The following is a 17,925-nucleotide window of genomic DNA, read 5'->3' on the forward strand; positions in this document are numbered from 1 at the left end:
AGAGAGTGTTCGGAAAAGAGTGATGCCTGCTAAAGAGAAGCACGCGGGTCCAGGTACTGCTGCTGTTTCATATGGCGGATCAGCACTTTGCCCTCCGGCATAAATTCAGTGCCGTAGCGCACGAGGCCGATGCCTTTCAGCTCGGCATCGATGGCATAGCGCAACTCGCCGGGGATCGTTTGCGGCAGCATATTCACTCTGATGCTGTTGAGGCGCGGCTCGTAGCGCAGCAGTACGCCGGACAGCGTGGTCATCAACTGATGTGCGGTGCCGGGCATCCCCTGCAGGATTTTGGTCATATCCGGCAGCCCATAGTCGGGCAGATGCGCCAGCGAACCGGCACGGCAATTAAGGATGCGCTGCATGTTATCGAGCACCGAAAGGATCACCTGGTTTTCCTCGCTGACGTTGTGCAGATCCAACCCGCCGCTGAAGTTGCCATAGAGCATTTCATACAGTGAGGGAGCGTTATGGGTGTAAGGCATTACTTGTCCTTAAGGGGTTGCAGCATTATCGTCTGCTGGTTCAGCTCAATCTGGCGGGCATCATCCGGGTCCAGATCGTCGCGACTGAGCACCAGACGCCAGCTATTGTTATTCCCATCGGGGGTGAGAAACATCGCGGCCACCGCGACAAAGCGGGTGCTGGCTTCCATCGGCATATCCACCGTCACCGCTTCCCCCGGACGCAGGCGAATATCTTTTTCCGTCAGCAAATCGGCCTTTAACGCCTGGCTGTCGGTAGCAAACAGCGAGGCATAATCCGTGCTGTCAAACGCCTTCCTGTCTTTCAACTGGTAGATCCTGACGACGGTGGACAGCGCCTGGCCACGTGCATTGTTATTCACCCCCTCGCGGGCGCGGATATCGAGGTGGAGGGTTTTTACCTGCTTATAAAAAATCGATTGGGTCACAGCAACAGTGCCGTCTGTCACTTTTTGAGTCAGCCCACAGCCAGCCAGTATCAGTGTGATACCGGCGGCCAGCGCAGCCAGAGGAAATTTACCAGCGGTAATCGCCATCTTCATCGGTCTCCCTGCGGTGAATATTTTCCTGTACCCGCTCATAGCGGCCCAGGTTAATGGTGATTGTGTTGGGGTGCGATGCGGTCTTAGCCGCATTCAGCGGTCGCATCACGGCAGTGCGGCCCAGCTGCACGGCGCCTGCCTGCGGTTTACTGCTCATGGTCGCGTCAGGCAGCAGACTGCGGTCAACACACAGCTGTAACCGCACATCGAGGCGGGAGCCAAGATAAACATGCAGCAGCGCCATCAGATCCGCATGCAATTCGCCACCGGGCAGCCAGCCCTGCACTTCAGCCGGGTCAGTGGTTGTCAGGCGCATCAGCACCTGGCTGTTCACGTCGGTGGCATAGTTGCCCATCACCGGACGGTTTGTCAGGGTGACGGGCTGGCTGACACTCATGGTCAGCGGCTTTTTCAGTGGCACACGGCGTTTGTCGTGGTGCCAGATTTTTACCTGCGTGCCAGGTGCCAGCAGGCGTACCAGCGAGGCCATGCCTTCCGCCGTCCGCCCCGGCAGCAGCATCACCGGCAGCAGTGCCAGAAAACGTGAAGCCGGGGCCGCGATACTGTCCGTGCAGCCATCAATCCCAAGCCCGGCCAGCCCCAGCAGGTACTGCGAGGTTTTGTCCTTCCCACCCTCTTCAAAGGTCGCCGGGTAGGAATATTTCCGCCAGATACGGTAGTACTGGGCAATCAGCCGGTGGTTGAAGATATCGAGGAAACCGGCGGTCGTCTCATACCCTTCCCGTCGCTGGGTGATGTCATTGACATAGTGCGTCGGCAGCGGAGACTCCACGCCGTACAGCCCCATAAAGGTGATACGCACCGTCGGCGGCAAATGAGGATGCTCTGGCGGTTCAATCCCTTTGATTTCGGAGGCCGGGAAGCCCATGCCCGGATGCGGCCGGAAACGCACCGGCTCATGACGTACCTGCCAGCTGCTGCCGATAACCGGTTTATCCGGCTGGTTCTGCTCCAGCAACTGGCAGAAGCGATAAAAGTTCATGTACGCCAGCCGGTCCCCCAATTGCTCCATCAGCCGGGCAGGCGTGGACTGTGATTCTCTTTCCACCGGATGCATTTTCCTTCTGGCTGTACGATGAGGGTGAGCTGGTTGAACTGGTTCATGTCGGCATACAGCGCAAAGAACCGGTTGAGCATTTCGCCAAACAGGTGAATATCCCCCTCGCCGGTGAAGCCGTTGCTGTCGAGAGTCACTTCGATATCCAGCCCCCGCAGCAGGAATCCCTGCTCAAAACGTTGCAGGCGGTGGTGCCCCACATGCTGGATCGCCTCCAGACGTCGGGTGTTCAATTCATCTTCCTGCCAGTTATAGAGCGCCAGCGTTCCGCGCAGCACTTCGGCGGTGCTCATCATGTTCAGGAACCCGGATCCCAGGTGGCTCAGTACGCGCCAGTGGAAACGGTCTTCAGCAGGCGGGTAAACCGGCAGCGTGGGTTTACAGAGGTTTTTCACCGACAGCGGTGTCTGTACCACCGGCTCACAGCGGTCGAGCAGCGTGCTCTGCAGCGCCCGGCGCGGTAACTGACCGTTGGTACCGGTGATTTGCAGCGACACGGCTTCGCGCTCAAACAGGCGGTCATCTTCCCACTGGTGGCCACCGAGGATAAGCCAGGTGTCATACAGTCCGGTGACGCTGCGTTTCACGCGGGTGTGGTAATACCGTGGCGGTGCCTGACGTCGCATCATCCCGCCCTTGTGACGAAAGCTGCTGAACGGCACGTATTCAGCATCACTGGTGCGGTTTGAACCGGTGACCGAATCCACGGCATAAATTTCGGTGTGCCCGTCCTGCAGTCGTTTGGGGCGCAGCAGATACTCACTTTCAAGCCCGCTGATGGTGAGCGGGTCCGCTTCCAGGGTGAACAGGTTAATCACCGGCACACAGTGCAGACGAACCGCGTCATCAGCGACCGGCAGGTCAGATGGCCATGGCGTACTGAACACGACGTCGATGTCGAAGTACTCTGCTCCTGCAGGCGGCGTGATCCCGTCCAGACCGTTGAGGTGGATAAACATAAATTTGTCGCGGAAGGTAAAATACTCCAGCAGCAGCTGGTAACCGCTGAAGGCGGTATCCCCTTTCGGCCACAGACCGTCTTCCTCTGCAAATCCTCCCGGCGAGAAGTACCCGTCAAGGCGAATGCGGTCGGCCTGCCCGGGCAGGCGCATATACAGGGCGGCCTGCCGTCTGGTCAGCATCAGGTGCAACTGACTGCTGACGGGTGCATCCGCACCGAGATAGAGACTCAGATGACTGAGGTCAGCATGGGACCAGTCCGCCTGGGTGCTGCAGGCAAAGCGCATCCTCAGCAGCGAACGCCCGTCAGGCTCGGTGGTCATGGTCACCCCGGAGATGTTCAGCGGGTTGAGCATCACATCGCGGGTGGTGCGGTAGCGGCAGACCGTGTTTTTTGGCCCCACCGGGCGGGAGTACACCTCCAGACCTGCGGGCATCACTTCCGCCATCTTCACGGCCTGAAGCGCGGGCGTGAATGCCACCACAGAGAGTGACGGAATGGTACGCAGGTAGTGAGGCCAGAGCATACTGACCAGCCCTTCGGTCAGCTCCGGCAGGTCGTCGTCAATCTTCTCCCGCAGCCGCCCCATCGAGAAAGCAAAGCCTTCAAACAAACGTTCGACATACGGATCGGGCGTGCCAGCCTTATCCAGGTCGAGCATCGCTGCACGATCGGGATGGGTTTGTGCGAACTCTTTCGCGGCTTCACGCAGGTAGCGCATTTCTGCATCGAAATAGCGCAGGGTCAAATCTTCCATTTATTTCTGTTCCTGTGGATTTAACCGCAAAGCACGGCGGCACGGGCAGGATCGACGGCGATCAGCCCGGCAAGTAACTGGTCCATTACCGGTGTCAGGCGGGCCTTATCGGCCTCACTGCGACCGGCTTTCAGCCGCAGGAGTTTCAGATGGCGGGCCTGTACCTCGAACAACAGCTCAGGCTCCCATGCTGAGAGGGTCACCTCACTGGCCCGCTCACCCAGCTCTGCAAACAGGTGTACCGCCAGTTCATTTTTACCGTACTGCTCGGCAATGCGCCCCATCAGCAGGCGCAGCAGCCACTGCTGTCGCGCCGTCGTGACGCCCGGGCGGTTCTGCAACCAGCCCAGCGCGGCATCCGGGCCTTCACTGTCAGCCAGCGCCACGGCTTCCGGTTCCAGCGCCAGAATGTCTTCGTTGCCGGCGCTAACCGGAGCGGATGTGGTGTCGTTGCCCCAACCGCCTGCGGTGCCCAGCACGCTCTGCTGGATCCAGTTCAGCGTCACTTCATCGGCAAACGGCGTTCCGTCACTGAACGCCAGCGTTTCCAGCCCGGACAGTCGCGACAGCAGCCCTTTCAGGTCAGCGGTAATAATCTCGGCCAGCGTCTCCTGGCCTGATTTCGTCAGTGCATGATGGATATACCACTGCAAATCCAGCCACAGGTGATTGGCACCGCGGGAAAACGTGCTGTCGGCCGTTTCCAGCATTTCAGCCCAGTTCTGCTGCAGGTAGAGGCGTTTGAGTAACGCGCGCTGATCCGCCCTTGGCGGCTCGATGCGCGTACGCCCCTGAACATCCGGGGCCGGGATGGCCCGCAGAGTGTCATGGCGCAGGCTTTTCATCAGATGGTGTGCTGACAGCCAGCCGTCCGGCTGCTCACGCAGATATTCGGTGAGCGTGCGGCCCTGGGCCAGCAAATCCTGACCAGAGGTGATGCGCCCAATGAGCGGGGCATCGCTGTGGCTGGCCGTTGAGGGGGTTTCGCCGGTGCTGGCGTTCTGCGGTACCACCGCATCCACGCCACCGGCTTTCTGCAGACGATTTTCCAGCGCCCCATACAGCGCGTTAAGTTCCGGGCGGGTTTCATCGGGCTCATTTTCGGTCAGCCCGGCGATCAGCAGCAGCGCCCCGGTAGTACGCATCGCATCGATCCTGACCACTTCCGGGTACAGGGAAAGCGAGTCAGTCATGCGCGACCCTGCCAGCCATTCCAGTGCCGCCTTACGGCTGCGGTTACGCTGTGGATGCAGCTTTGTACCAAAGCGTTCCAGCAGCCCGGCCAGCAGTTCAAGCCCTTCGGCCAGCCCCTGTTCACCTTCGCGGTGCAGTTTCGCCCAGCAGTAGTACGTCGCCACGCGGATGTCTTTCGCGGTGGTGGTCAGCAGCTTCTCTGCCAGCCGGCAGACGAGCTCTGTATCCGCACCGGAGAGTTTATTGACCTCCTCGCGCATCTGCTGGAAGTCATCGTCATAGCCAGGATCCTCGCCGGCGGGCGATAAACCGGACAGCGGCTGCAGCCAGTTATCCCACTGCGCCACGCGTTCACGGGTAGTGGCAAGCAGTGATTCCGGTTCGGTCTGGCAGGCGCTGAGTAAGACGTTCAGGGTACTCATCAGTAAACCTCCTCTGCAACATTGCCAGCACGGGCAACCTGGTCTGATGGTGCAATACCGGTGGTGCTGAAGATGGTTTCCGGCAGGCGGAAATGACGCAGCTTCAGCAGTGCCAGCGGGCCTTCTCCCGCTTCGGTACGCAGGGTGTAATTGAGTTTGCGGCCGTCCTGGGCTTTCCAGCTCAGGCTGTAACTGCTGCCGATACCCGGGTAAGCGCTGACGGTGGCTTTATCGAGCAGTCTGATCCAGCCCCAGGCACCGGGAATATCGGCGTACTGGCGGGTGCCCGCCTGCGTGCTTATCCAGCTCAGGTTTGCTCCCGGGGCTTCCGTATCCGCAGGCCAGGTGAAACGCTTCCACGCCGGGAGCTGGTTCACATAGGTCAGCTTCTGGCTGTCGATAATCATGTCGGTCTGCATCACGCCATTGGCCGTGCCCGGACGCAGCTCGAAATTCATGCCGGCATTGCCTTCGGTGAAGGCCACATCCGAGAGTTGACTCAGGGTATTGATAGCGTTGAGGAACGCCGGGTTAAAGGCCAGCCCCTGCGAGTTGATACTGTCCGGTACCCAGTGGTTACCCTCTTTATGCAGCACGCCCTTGAGGCGGGTCTGCAGGAACTGCGCGATACGCCCGGAATCGGCGTTGAGGTATTTAGCCAGCAGCGGCAGAGAAACATCACTGCTGGAGTTGCTGAACGGATAGCGGCCACCGAAGGCACTGTTCCACTCGGCCACCACCGCCTGCTGCCACTGGGCGTTGAGGCTGCTGGCCGCCGGGGTCAGCACCTGCTGCCAGGCCTGCTCCATCGGGTTCACAAACACCGTGTGGCCAAAGCCGCTCCACTCCTGACCCAGACCGGCGGCAATGAGGCTGCCGTAGTCGCGGGTTTCGGTCAGATCCACAGCCTTGCCCTGGAATACGGTCCGGGCAATGGTCTGGGTCATGGCCTGCGGGTCGGCGGCATTGGTCACCTGCTGCAGGCGCAGACGCACCTGGGTGACACGCGTCAGATACGACTGCAGACTCTGCTCCTGTGCTCCCGCGCGGTTCCTGTCCATCAGCGCCAGCACCGGACCAAAGGTCGCATCCAGCGGCCCATGGGCACCGGCACTCTGGTCAATGGCATCCTTGTCATCACCGCCAAGCAGGTTTTTGGCCGATTTCACCAGGGAATCCGAAATGGCTTCTCCGGTTTGCCCGGTGCGCCCCTGCACATTCAGGGTGTTCATCAGCGCCACCAGAGGTGACTGGCGCACGTCGGCCATCAGGGTCAGCTGGTCAATGGAATCCGACAGCGTGGCCGCCTGATGCCAGCGCAGGCTGTTGAGGAACGCCAGCCAGGCACCGCCAAAGTCAGCGAAGTAGCGCTCCGTCAGGCGCTTTTTCAGCGCTTCCGGGGAGATTTCATCCTGCCTGTTCACCTGATGCTTACTGTCAGTGAGCACCCAGTCAAGCTCGTCCCGGCGCGCCTTCACCACCTTCCCGATGGCGGGCTGCACCGCCTGCGTCCAGGCCTGAAGCGTAAACATCCCCGGAACAATTTCGGTGGTGCTGAACAGGCGGGATGCATCGGTATCGCCGGTCATGTCTTCAAGGCGCATATCGGCATACAGATGCGCCACCTGAGAGAGCATCTTCTGGTACAGGGTCGATTCGCTGTTACGTACGCCCATCAGGCGAACCAGCAGGGAGCGCGCCTGGCTGACCATATTTTCATCGGCACGGAGCTTCCACCCCGGGTGCGCAGCCAGCTGCGCGCCATAGAACGACAGCAGTGACGGGGCCAGCCCCTGCCAGATACCGTCTTTCACGCCATCACGCTTCGGCCAGTCATGCAGCAACGCGGTACTGAACCAGCCTGCATCCATATGTTCCGGACGCGCCAGCATCAGGTAGAGTTTGAGCTGCTCCCAGGTGTGTTTTGCCATCTGCTCACGCAGCGGGCTCCCCGGCGGCAGCGCGTTAAAGGTGCTGACCTGCTTCTGCAGGTGGTCTGCGGCCGCATCCCGCAACAGCGGCAGTGCGCTGTCCTGATAACGCGGCCACAGTGCCGCCAGCAGGGCATTATTCTGGCTCAGACCGGCTTTTTCGTACCACGGAACGCCGTGTTCAGAACGATACTGCAGGCGGGCCAGCGTTTTCTGCAGTTCAGACAGGGCATGCAGACGCTGCTCCAGCGGCTGATTTTGTCGCGAAGCCATTGCAGCCCGGGCATTCGCGCCGTCAATCTGGCTGCGGTTGGTGACATACGCGATGCTCATCCATGCAGCCCAGCCCACCATCGCGAGGGCGATAACCGACGCAAACATCTTGCGCCATGGAATGCCCGGCTTAACAGGGCGAAGTGCGGCCGGAAGCGCCCGGACAGAATCAGGCAGGACATCCCAGCGTTTATCCATGCCCCAGTGGTGCGGCACGGCGCGTTTGGCACCCGCTGAGGGTTGACTGAACACCACGCCGGCCAGCGGCAGCGGGCGGTACGGATTGAGCATCACCGACAGCGGTGCGGTCACGCTTTCCGGCTCACGAATGAGCTGGTCGGCAAGCATCAGCAGGAAGTTATATTTCACTTCACCACAGGCCTGCTGCAGCCCCTGTGAAGTCAAATCCGGCGTCAGGGCAGCAAGTTGCTCTGCCAGCCCTTCGGTACGGCAACCGGCAGGTAACAGGCAGCCGGTCGCCTGGGTAATGCGCCCTTCCGGCTGACCGGCGCGCAGATGCAGGGACCAGACGTACAGCGGGAGCTTCCAGCCAAGCGTTTCCATACGCGTACTGATGGCATGGGACAGGGAATCCATAGTGCTGTCTGACGGTACCGGCAGCGGCTGCTCCAGCCCTGGCGCAGATAGCTGATCAAATGCTGAAGTGACCCACACCAGCCCATCCACCGGACGGCGGCGCAGTTTGCGCAGCGCGGTCAGCCAGGCACTGTCTGCTGGCGTATTGAGGTCACCGCCCCACAGCAACAGCGTGCCGCGGTCTTCCTGCCAGAGCTGAACTGTCAGACCCGGGGTCAGTTGCTCCACTTCAGCGGCAGTGCCAGTGACCAGCAGGATGCGAACTTTGCGGGACCAACGCCGACCGTAGAGGTTACGCATGGCGTTACGGATAGTATCCACAGTGACGTTGCGTGGCGGAGTCCGGGCAACTCTTGATTCATCAGAAGGCAACGCATTGTTCTTCTGTTCTCGCCAGCGGTGATACTTTTCCCGCATGAACCGGAACATGAATGGCGTATAGAAAAAAATCAGCAAGACTATCCATACGGCAACAAACGCGAGCACTTGCTTCAGTCGGGTATCAAGGCCATGCGAGGGACCAAAATGAAGGACCAAGGCCACTATAATCGCTGAGATGAAGGCTATTATGCCGGCAAGCCCCCCTCTGCTCCATGTACTACCCGGCATCATTATTTCCACTCCCTGAGGTAACAGTACTGACAAAACGATCAGCACCTGAGGTAAACAACCCTAAAACAGGTTTGTTGCTGACGGACACGATGTCGGCCAGTAATGTGGCTAAAAGCCACGCACTCCCGGCCCCTGGAATACCGTTATATTTTTCCAGTACATCAATTTCCTGGGGCACCCACGGTGTCAGATGTGATTGAGAAGCAGTCATTAGATCAGCAAATCCATCATTCCAGTGTCCGTAATCACAAAACACATTTGACGTCTGACAGGCAATGGTTTGTGTTTCGAGGAACAAACCCATATCAGCCCTGAAATTTGTCATGTCCAGCGGCATCGGTCGCAATATGCGGGCGGAGTGTGAAAGCTGGTATTTTTCAGCAACATCATCGCTGGTAAGTACCATCGCTGCGAGTGCATCGGAATACAGTTCAGCACCCTGATTCTGCAATATCAGGATCAAATCAATATCGAAAACGGGATTTTTAAGGCGCTCCTCGAGCCAGTCAAAAGAAAGGGCTTCGCAACATGAAACTGAACCTGTTAGCACACGTCCAGGATAAATTTTTTCCCATGATTTGCGGAACCGGGTCTCGAAGTCTGACGAAAACATGTCGCTCACAATGGTAACGTTGAACGGCACTGTCGCAGGCAACATCGCGATCGCGTTTTGTACACCGGCCAGGCCCAGTTCGAGCAAGGTGGTGGACTTCACTGATTTCTCATCAAAATGGCTGGTCAGTGAAAGCAATTGCGGCGCGTCTACAGCATCCGATTTAGCAATGGCGTCAGAAGTCACTCCGGAAGGTAGCAGTATGCTGCTTCCAAGCACGGCCAGATAGCGGCCAGCCCAGGCTTCCCACTGTTGCTGTCCGTATTCAGCTTCCTTCTGCAAAAACTGATGTTCATTGACTGTTTTACCCCACAGCCACCCCCGTAAACAAAACAGGAAAAACCAGCCAAGAACCGGACTGGATGCCAACCACCAGATATTGAATGCAGCCAGTACCTTAACCATGCCTGACGCATGCAGGATAAACAGCAAAATCCCCACAACCGCGGCAACACCTCCAGCCAACAGCCATCCCGTAAAAGATGGCTCAGGAGGCAACTCCATCGTTGTTGCTTTCGTCCTTTCCCAGCCCATTGATTATCCTACCGTGCTGTTCTGAGCACTTGAAATTACAGTACAACCACACTGACATTTGCAGCCATCGACAACGACCGCACGACCATTAAAGGTACGATGCAGTGATCCTTCCACTATAGGATTAGTTCCATGCCCATCTACCGGACAACTCACCATATCACCCACTAACGCGGCTTTTTTCCCGTCGACAGTAATATTGGAAGAGGCGGAGATCACTTTTCCGCCGTGCGATGTTTGATCACCGAATAAAACCAGACCCTTAGCCATAACCATCCTTAATTAGGAATTAAACCTTAAAATAATAGATATAATTAATAATGCAGCACATATTAGACAATTCAACATCTTTCTCCCGCAGTATCAGCACTACGGGGAATTCTATTTACCCAACCACCTCATAATAAATTATGATTAATGTACTCACCGATGGTATTAATCACTTTCGATATTAATTATTTAATTGCAAGCAAATTACTATAATCAGGCACTAATGTGTGTCGTGACTATTTTCCGTATAAAATCATATCCATTTTCACTACAAAAATTGGTTTAAATTTGGCTCGCTACAATTCTTTATGGGAACGGCCAGTCATTCCCAACCTGGTAAACATGGGCTGGCAAAAGTGTAGAGATATTCTGCGCAGCGATATTAAAGCCAGAAATAAAATTGATGTTCCTCGAGAACTAGCGGTTGGCCATCTTCGAGCAAACGCCGAATACTCGGCCCAAGCAGGTCCTGCTCGCCATCTAGAGGTGTGATCAGGGATTCCTGAAAACGCAGTTTATTAGCACTGACCTTCTCCAGCATCCGGCGGTCTTGGCGCAGGATCACACAGAATAACTTGCTCAATACGCAGCGTTTAATCATTGCCGGAAGCCAGCCACGCCCAGTGGCTATCCGTGCAAACAGGCGTAGCTGGCCGTTACCACATGGAGTCAGCCAAGCGCTGACCAGCAGATTGAGATCGTCGCATCGGTCGCGGTACTCAATTTCCGCCAGGCACGGCAGGCGGAAACGTCCCATACTGACACCACGTTCACTTTCGAACAGTCGCGAGATAAGCCCTGACTGTTTGCTCTCTTCGCTGTACACGGCTTCGACGCCATCGGTGAGTGGGCGAACCAACGCACTGATTCTCTGTCGTTGTTTGTCATGACGAATCCAGCCAGAGTGAACGAAATGGGTGTGGAAACCGTCGAGGAAATTCTCCGCCGCGTCTTGCAACGAGCACTGAACTTGCTCGGTGATCCAGAATGTATCGAGTTTCTGCCGGTGCTCGGCGGGTGCAACGGGCGGCCCCCAAGGGCTCTCAGTGCTCAGGCTGACCCACACCAGCCCGTGTGCTTCGCAACTGGGCATACTATTGAGTAGCGGCTTGCTGCCCGGCACCAGGTCGGTGCCGGGTACTTGAGTGCAACGCCCGTCGGCAGCAAACCGCCAGCCATGATAAGCACATTCAATCTGCCCATCGCAAACCTTGCCCGCGCTCAATGGAGCGAAGCGGTGCGGGCAACGATCCGGCAGCGCGGCAGGGCGGCCCTCGTTGGTACGGAATAGCACCAGTGGTGTGTCGTGTATCTGGCACGCCAGCGGTGTGTTTCGCAATTCGTCGCTGAGAGCCACTGGCCACCACTGATGATCAAACGGATTCACAGTTTGAGCTTCCTCATCATGGGCACACCGATACCATGCAACAGACGACTAAGCATGGTCCATACAAGCCGTCGTCCCCAAGACAAATGGGCGATGTAGATCAGGCTGTACTCGATCTGCGGCTGACCACCACGCAAGCGTTTGAACTCAGCAGCTCCAGAGCTAAAATTCAGCACCTGCCGGCGCTCGACAGCTTCTTGCAGGCACAGGCGAGTCAATTGTCGATACAGTCCGGTCCGTTGGGGCAACGCGGTGTCGTAACCGACTATCGGGGCGCTGATCACGGCAGAAGACGTAAACCAGCCCAACGCGCCGTCAATGCGCCCATCAGGGTTGCGCAAGGCGCGGAATTCGAGCCAGCCTTCACGTTGCCCCTGCTGCATCCACTGAGACTTGTAGTGCGGGTTCAGCGTGCAGTATTTTTCCAGATAAAGCAGGTTATAAAGGTGTTCTATTCTCTGGAAGTCGGCGTCACTCAGTTCGGTGCCTGGTATTACTGTATATGGACTGTGTCGTAACAATGTGGCATCCAGCCGGGTGTTGTGATGCTTGAGAAACGGTGCCTGCCCCCCAGCCCGGCCGTCGAACAGATAGACCTGGCGGCTGGGAATGCTCAGGTAACCAAGGGCTTTCAGGCATTGGCGCAATTCACGGTTGCTGAAATCATTGAGCGAGCGAAAACCGATCCCGTGCTCAGGAAAGTCTCGTAGCAGCAGCGCAGTGATCGCAGGTAGTTCGGCAACGTTCCAATCTGGCGGATAAAGATTGGTCGACAGCAGCCAGTTGTTTACCTGCACCAGTTTATTGATCCTGGCAGTGCTCAGTAAGCGCTCGACGGCTTGAGTTAGCAGCTTCAACGGCCAAGTCAGGTATGGTCGGCCGAGGCGCTTGAGCTCTTCGCGGGCATAACCGCTGTACGCTATTTGGGTCGACACCACATAGCAGTTGTCGTCTGGTTCATTACCTTCCGTGATGCTAACAGGAAATTGCTGTGTACCGGTGTCAAGCAACGCCATTCTAGTGCTGACATTACCGATCAAGTCTCCGCAGGCACACGCGCGCACATAGCACCAGGCGAGGCTGTCATTGGGGGTGACAGCCTCGCAGAGAAGTTGTTCTTCAAACAGTAGTTTCATGGCGTGTGCTCGCTCAACGGCAGGCCGTTCCATTCGATATCCGCTGTAGAAGCGGCCAGTAATCCGCAGCGCCGGGATACGGCCCGGGCGATGATTTCCACCAGGCTTCCCCCTTGCGCGATCAGCGGCCACAAATCGCCTTTTTGGACGATGACATCGCGGGCAGCGACATAATCAAGCCAGAACGGGGCGCTCAAGGCTCGTTGCGGTGCCGCTAGCAGAAGCATAGCCAGTGCGATCATCCGTGGCTCGGATGTCGGCTCAAGTACACGCTTGGGTGGATGACTCAGGCTACTCACTAATAACTGGCGCTGGTTGTCGAACAAATGCACACCACTCGTAGCCCTTGGGTTGCACTCCAGCACATGAAAACGGCCATCTCCATCCTCAATAAAGTCAAATCCCACTTGTCCACTGTAGCCTGTCTTCTGGCCAAAGTGCTCGATAAAGCGGCGCACCGGCTCCAATACGCTCGGCTGGAAATAGATCCCCGAGCCACGGCCAACCCGGTAACGCGGCCGATAACAGCTGTGAGCGCGTAAGACGCCGTCAATCAGGACGCTGAAACTGCAAAACTCCCGTCCTTTGATAAACCGCTGCGCCACCCATGGGGCGACCTGGGTGGGTTGCACGTTATTCAACTGTTGGGCTGACGGACGAATCAAGGTCTGCGAGGCAAAACGCGAGTATGCTGGTTTGAACACCCACATCGCAGTTTCATCAGCGAGTGCTAGCAATGCCTGACGGTCCGTCAGCAAACGAGTTTCGGGGGCGGCCACGGGCCAGCCATCGGTCATGGCCGCAAAGTCCCCCTTGTGGTGCAAGCGGTGCAACAGCGCAAAATCGCAGGTCAGCACCTGACACAACGGTGCCAGACGTTCGCGGCCGTGGGCCAAGTAAAACACCTCTTCGCAAGTTGGCAGCAGCAGGTCAATACGTTGGGTTTCGATCACCGCCGCGAGGGTTTCGATCCAGGCTGCTGGATCTTGTCGTGGTTCAGGCAATCGAACATAGTGTTGCACCGAACGGCTGAAACGACTAAGCGGCTGACTCAGCGAATCGCCTACGCTGACGGTCCAGCCAGCCTCGTCAAAGGCTCGCGCCCACTCCAAGCAGGCAGGCGCACGTGCGCCGAGAATCAGTACATGCATGGCAATCCCTCGGGAAATTGCAGCAATATGAGAATGGAGAATCCCTTTGTTCGATCGCAACGGCTTGTATTTCAAAGACTCGACTTGATATAGGAAGTTATTATATCAGGCCGGGAACCTACTTTAGCTCATGATGCAGAGTTAGTATCTGCAGTATACACGCCTTTTGGATAGACGGTTTTACCCATTCAGTATCCTATGGTGGTGAAAATGCACGCTAATCTGCCTTCGTACAGCTAACAATAAAACAATCAGCACAATGAGAAATAATTTATTTGCAACCTTACATATAAATCAATCCTTTAATCTTTTTACATCAGGGTGAGTTGTTCCATCAGATACAACCGTGCCATCAGGGTAGATAATTTTATAGTACACTCCAATTTTTTGTTCTGTTGGAGCTATCATCCTAACTACTTTAGTCTCATCAAGAGTTGGCTCGAATTTTATCTGAAGATTTTTGGTAGAAGATACTATCTTCTTTTGTACAAAATTAACTTTACCAAATAAATTTAAGGTATCATCCACACTTATATCTTTATTGCTATCTATAAAAGGGTAGTATGCAGGAGATAAAATGAGTTCAGAACCTTTAAATAAATCAAAGCGACCACTTTTTGTTGCATTATCATCAAATGCTATTGTAGCACCAACAGCCGTTCCAGGCACTAACTCCTTACCGAGGTGAGTTGCATCAACATATTCAATACCCAGATTAAATTCACTCAACTGCCAATTACATTTACCGCCACCATTTTTAGCTATTTTTGCAACCCATAAATTAGAATTACTTTGGTTCTGAAGTGGGATCTTTACGGGATTATATCCCACTTTCTCATAGTGTTGGCCGTCCCGCATACTCATCAGCTTTCGCTTGCACGTCGTTGATATGTACAGAACCTCAAGCGGAAACGGTTTCGTATACTGAGAAGGGTTTTTTACTTCAATATTGACCCATTCTGTATCTGCCGGTGGAGATAACGTCTTGTTAACGGCATGGCTCATACTGCAACCCGCCACAGTAAATAACATCAGCGAAAGCAGAATAGTTTTTTGATTGATTAGACATTTTTCATTACCTCTTCTCCACATTGAGCAAACCGCAAAAGCGTGTTACAGGCCTGCGATTGTAATAATAAATTATCCTGATACGTTTAACAGAAAAAACCTCTATCATTTTTATTTTTTAATTTTCACTTTATCGACTTTATCAAAATCAGGAAAAACAGTTCCATCGGATATAACACTACCATCTGGATATATTATTCGAGGGTAAATGCCTTTGATTTTTTTTTCTGGCTCAATATATCTAATTATTTTATCTTCATCTAATAAAGGCTCAAATAAAACATTATTACCATCAGTAACTCTATAACTTAAAAAATTTTTTTCCCCATACAAAGACAGATCTTTCAATTTTTTATTAATATTCCACTCCGTTATATAAGGATAATATTTTGGTGATAGTTTCAAATCCCCTTTCACTATTCTATATTGTCCATTTCGAGAAGCATCATTATCAAAAGCGAGCGACACTCCTACCGCAGTACCGGGTACAAGATCCTTGCCAAGATGTATAGCATCTATATACTCGATACCTAAATTGACCGCACTCAACGTCCATTTGCATGAACCACCACCAGTCATGGCTACTTTTGCTTTCCAGATATCCCCGCTCTCTTGCTGCATGGAGATCCTAATAACGTTGTAACTGGATTCTGTGATAACAGAGCCATCAAATCCACTGATTCTCTTTTTCATACATTCATACGAGATGTATCTGACTTCCAGCGGGAAGGGTTTTGTATACTGCGACGGGTTTTTTACTTCAATATTGACCCATTTTGTATCCGCCGGTGGAGATAACGTTTTGTTAACGGCCCGGCTTATACTGCACCCTAATAAGGAAAACAATACCAGGGAAAGTAGAATAATTTTTGATTGGTTAAACATTTTCCATTACCTCTTCTCCATATTGAGCAAACCGCAAAAGCGTATCATTGCCAGACGGCAGAGATAATGTTGGAGTCAGCGATATTCCCAACAAGCCTTCTATATTGAGGAAAGTTTCATTTCTGGATAATTCATCATTCGGTATATCATTTTTATTTTCTGCCATCTGCTCCCTGAATTCATCCACATTATATCGGTGCTCAGTAAATGTGCTTTTTTCCACTATGCCGGCATAGTCAATCAACTCTAACACCTTGTTATACATATAGGGCATATAGGACGTCATAAAGTGTTCAAAAATATTTATATTAATCCCTCTGTCCGGGTTGCTACCTTTAGGGAAGAAATTTTTTAAATCCGATTGCGTCAATGATGCTTTAAATTCTTTCTGTTTCTTACCGGCCTGTTGCATCTCTTGTTCCGCCAGAGCGGGCACCAGATAAAGCTTAGCCTTTAGTGGAAGTGGATTTCTGATGGTAATGCACCCTGCAGGAGTTGGGAGATCCCTCTTACACTCATTCCATTCCCGGCTCTGGATGGCCGTGAGAAAGGCTACCGTATTGCCGTGGTGCCAAAAGCAGTCTCCCCAGGCAACCATCTGGTAAGCGAGAAGCTCACCCAATGACCAGAAAAAGCCCAGCGTCCCACCAAACCATCCCCATAATTTATATAACTCATTATCCAGATTAGCTTCTGCTGGAACCGCAGGAATCGGGTCGTTATCATTGACATGGCGAAAATGGGTAATATCCGATAACTGCATCACGGCATCGCGGGTAAAAGTTCGTGGCATTCCATAGGTGTATAAAAGGGGATTGCTATTTTTCAATGAAGCAGCATGAATTAATGCAAGTGCTCCACCTAAGCTATGACCGCAAATATATAAATCACGAGAACCAGATAATCGTTCCAAGCTTACAATTTCTGTAGCGAACTTTATATTCACTCTATTATACCCACTCCAGAATCCAGTATGCACTTTCCCAGCAGGTAGTAACGTGGTGCATTGCGTTTTGTCTATATCACATAATTCTGAATTTACCGGTCTGAATGCAAGATCCGTCCCCACATCAAACAAGCTGGCCGTTCCACGCCAGGCAACTATCACCTTATCCGCGTTATAAACATAATAAAGCTGCGTATCACCGTCTGCATTTTTCGCTGCCGTATCGTCCTCTGCCTGTACTGTTCCATGTGGATTATTCTCGTCGACTTTAGGCGAAGTATCTCGTGAAGTATCCATAAACACCGGGGGATGATATCGTTCACTAAAGGGAATATCCTGCACCAGCATATTCCATGCCGAACCGTCTTTATAAAGCTGAGGTAAGCGGGAAAGATCCTGACACTGGTTAATAAAAAAGCGCGTAATTGACACCGTATCCAGAGTACTGTCGTCTGCATAGGCAAGCGTTGCTGCCGCCCCAAGGTTAATTCCATTCGCAATGGAATAGTCCTTTTGATGATGCAAAACAAGCTCCCAGGCTCTGAAAGGACATATTTCAATAACGTGTCGCTTTTCAAGCTCATTGGTTCTTATAATCACCCCTTTCATAATTTTCTGCTGAGGGAAATGGAATGGCGGCCAGACTTCCCCATCTCTTAACTCAACAGAAGGAAGCGTCCGGCAAAGTTCACCGATAACGGCATAATGCCAGATATACCCTTTCTCTTCAGCTTCAGGACGCACAATAGAGTCATTTTCGGCATCGCGACTAACGCGTAAAGCACGTTTTTCCATTTCCTTTGTCAGTTGGTTACTGTCAAGTGTCAGCCTCAGCTCCAGACCGTGCGGCATCTCGATCCTGATTAGCCCCTCAGCATCGCTCTGACCAGAATAAGTGAATCCCTCCACCGGCCCGGAAACAGGATGAGCGCTTTCAACAGTCCATGGCATATTCGCCACGGGATCGCCCTGCTCATCAACCAGTTGAAATTCGACCCAGTAGGGTTTTTGCTTTCCCGCCGTGGCCTTTGCCTCTGTATGTGTGACAGATGTCACTAATGAATTGCCTGCCATAAACATCCC

14 protein-coding genes are annotated in these 17,925 nt (G+C 53.9%); all 14 read right to left on the minus strand.

Annotation, left to right across the window (positions count from 1 at the left end; translation table 11 throughout):
- Positions 1-29 precede the first annotated feature (29 nt).
- Positions 30-485: a type VI secretion system baseplate subunit TssE gene (tssE, locus tag K6L24_RS19155; protein WP_187509371.1), complete on the minus strand. Its 456-nt coding sequence runs from the start codon at positions 483-485 to the stop codon at positions 30-32.
- Positions 485-1,021, minus strand: a complete 537-nt coding sequence (gene tssJ / locus K6L24_RS19160) for a type VI secretion system lipoprotein TssJ (RefSeq protein WP_187509372.1) — start codon at positions 1,019-1,021, stop codon at positions 485-487. Before tssJ ends, tssE begins: the two co-directional genes overlap by 1 nt.
- The gene (tssG, locus tag K6L24_RS19165) at positions 1,002-2,105 is read right to left on the minus strand and encodes a type VI secretion system baseplate subunit TssG (protein ID WP_222681736.1); all 1,104 of its coding nucleotides are present in this window, start codon (positions 2,103-2,105) and stop codon (positions 1,002-1,004) included. The genes tssJ and tssG overlap by 20 nt, the downstream gene beginning before the upstream one ends.
- Complete coding sequence (tssF, locus tag K6L24_RS19170; RefSeq protein WP_062749475.1) at positions 2,060-3,823, minus strand: type VI secretion system baseplate subunit TssF; 1,764 nt, start codon at positions 3,821-3,823, stop codon at positions 2,060-2,062. The genes tssG and tssF overlap by 46 nt, the downstream gene beginning before the upstream one ends.
- Positions 3,824-3,843: 20 nt before the next feature.
- Positions 3,844-5,439: a type VI secretion system protein TssA gene (gene tssA / locus K6L24_RS19175; RefSeq protein WP_222681737.1), complete on the minus strand. Its 1,596-nt coding sequence runs from the start codon at positions 5,437-5,439 to the stop codon at positions 3,844-3,846.
- Positions 5,439-8,852, minus strand: a complete 3,414-nt coding sequence (locus tag K6L24_RS19180) for an ImcF-related family protein (protein ID WP_222681738.1) — start codon at positions 8,850-8,852, stop codon at positions 5,439-5,441. The genes tssA and K6L24_RS19180 overlap by 1 nt, the downstream gene beginning before the upstream one ends.
- The gene (locus tag K6L24_RS19185) at positions 8,839-9,999 is read right to left on the minus strand and encodes a hypothetical protein (RefSeq protein WP_222681739.1); all 1,161 of its coding nucleotides are present in this window, start codon (positions 9,997-9,999) and stop codon (positions 8,839-8,841) included. The genes K6L24_RS19180 and K6L24_RS19185 overlap by 14 nt, the downstream gene beginning before the upstream one ends.
- 3 nt (positions 10,000-10,002) lie before the next feature.
- Positions 10,003-10,269 (minus strand): PAAR domain-containing protein, encoded by a 267-nt coding sequence (locus K6L24_RS19190; RefSeq protein WP_222681740.1) that lies wholly within the window; start codon positions 10,267-10,269, stop codon positions 10,003-10,005.
- 382 nt (positions 10,270-10,651) lie between these two features.
- Positions 10,652-11,656 carry a Rieske 2Fe-2S domain-containing protein gene (locus K6L24_RS19195; RefSeq protein WP_222681741.1) on the minus strand — a complete coding sequence of 335 codons (1,005 nt, stop codon included), beginning with the start codon at positions 11,654-11,656 and terminating at the stop codon, positions 10,652-10,654.
- Complete coding sequence (locus K6L24_RS19200) at positions 11,653-12,792, minus strand: GNAT family protein (protein WP_222681742.1); 1,140 nt, start codon at positions 12,790-12,792, stop codon at positions 11,653-11,655. The genes K6L24_RS19195 and K6L24_RS19200 overlap by 4 nt, the downstream gene beginning before the upstream one ends.
- Complete coding sequence (locus tag K6L24_RS19205; protein WP_222681743.1) at positions 12,789-13,943, minus strand: ATP-grasp domain-containing protein; 1,155 nt, start codon at positions 13,941-13,943, stop codon at positions 12,789-12,791. The genes K6L24_RS19200 and K6L24_RS19205 overlap by 4 nt, the downstream gene beginning before the upstream one ends.
- A gap of 294 nt (positions 13,944-14,237) precedes the next feature.
- Positions 14,238-14,948, minus strand: a complete 711-nt coding sequence (locus K6L24_RS19210) for a hypothetical protein (protein ID WP_245006694.1) — start codon at positions 14,946-14,948, stop codon at positions 14,238-14,240.
- Between the two features lie 174 nt (positions 14,949-15,122).
- Positions 15,123-15,896 carry a hypothetical protein gene (locus K6L24_RS19215; RefSeq protein WP_222681745.1) on the minus strand — a complete coding sequence of 258 codons (774 nt, stop codon included), beginning with the start codon at positions 15,894-15,896 and terminating at the stop codon, positions 15,123-15,125.
- On the minus strand, positions 15,889-17,916 hold the full coding sequence (locus tag K6L24_RS19220) for a lipase family protein (RefSeq protein WP_222681746.1): 2,028 nt from the start codon (positions 17,914-17,916) through the stop codon (positions 15,889-15,891). The genes K6L24_RS19215 and K6L24_RS19220 overlap by 8 nt, the downstream gene beginning before the upstream one ends.
- Between the last annotated feature and the right edge of the window lie 9 nt (positions 17,917-17,925).

It is taken from the genome of Erwinia persicina (genome assembly GCF_019844095.1).
GTDB lineage: Bacteria > Pseudomonadota > Gammaproteobacteria > Enterobacterales > Enterobacteriaceae > Erwinia > Erwinia persicina.

What these genes read in the sequence shown, in the direction of transcription:
- K6L24_RS19185 (WP_222681739.1), bottom strand. Translation starts at nt 9,999, where the DNA reads ATGGGCTGGGAAAGGACGAAAGCAACAACGATGGAGTTGCCTCCTGAG.
- tssA (WP_222681737.1), bottom strand. Translation starts at nt 5,439, where the DNA reads ATGAGTACCCTGAACGTCTTACTCAGCGCCTGCCAGACCGAACCGGAA.
- K6L24_RS19180 (WP_222681738.1), bottom strand. Translation starts at nt 8,852, where the DNA reads ATGATGCCGGGTAGTACATGGAGCAGAGGGGGGCTTGCCGGCATAATA.
- tssJ (WP_187509372.1), bottom strand. Translation starts at nt 1,021, where the DNA reads ATGGCGATTACCGCTGGTAAATTTCCTCTGGCTGCGCTGGCCGCCGGT.
- K6L24_RS19205 (WP_222681743.1), bottom strand. Translation starts at nt 13,943, where the DNA reads ATGCATGTACTGATTCTCGGCGCACGTGCGCCTGCCTGCTTGGAGTGG.
- K6L24_RS19210 (WP_245006694.1), bottom strand. Translation starts at nt 14,948, where the DNA reads ATGAGCCATGCCGTTAACAAGACGTTATCTCCACCGGCAGATACAGAA.
- tssE (WP_187509371.1), bottom strand. Translation starts at nt 485, where the DNA reads ATGCCTTACACCCATAACGCTCCCTCACTGTATGAAATGCTCTATGGC.
- tssF (WP_062749475.1), bottom strand. Translation starts at nt 3,823, where the DNA reads ATGGAAGATTTGACCCTGCGCTATTTCGATGCAGAAATGCGCTACCTG.
- K6L24_RS19220 (WP_222681746.1), bottom strand. Translation starts at nt 17,916, where the DNA reads ATGGCAGGCAATTCATTAGTGACATCTGTCACACATACAGAGGCAAAG.
- K6L24_RS19215 (WP_222681745.1), bottom strand. Translation starts at nt 15,896, where the DNA reads ATGTTTAACCAATCAAAAATTATTCTACTTTCCCTGGTATTGTTTTCC.
- tssG (WP_222681736.1), bottom strand. Translation starts at nt 2,105, where the DNA reads ATGCATCCGGTGGAAAGAGAATCACAGTCCACGCCTGCCCGGCTGATG.
- K6L24_RS19200 (WP_222681742.1), bottom strand. Translation starts at nt 12,792, where the DNA reads ATGAAACTACTGTTTGAAGAACAACTTCTCTGCGAGGCTGTCACCCCC.
- K6L24_RS19190 (WP_222681740.1), bottom strand. Translation starts at nt 10,269, where the DNA reads ATGGCTAAGGGTCTGGTTTTATTCGGTGATCAAACATCGCACGGCGGA.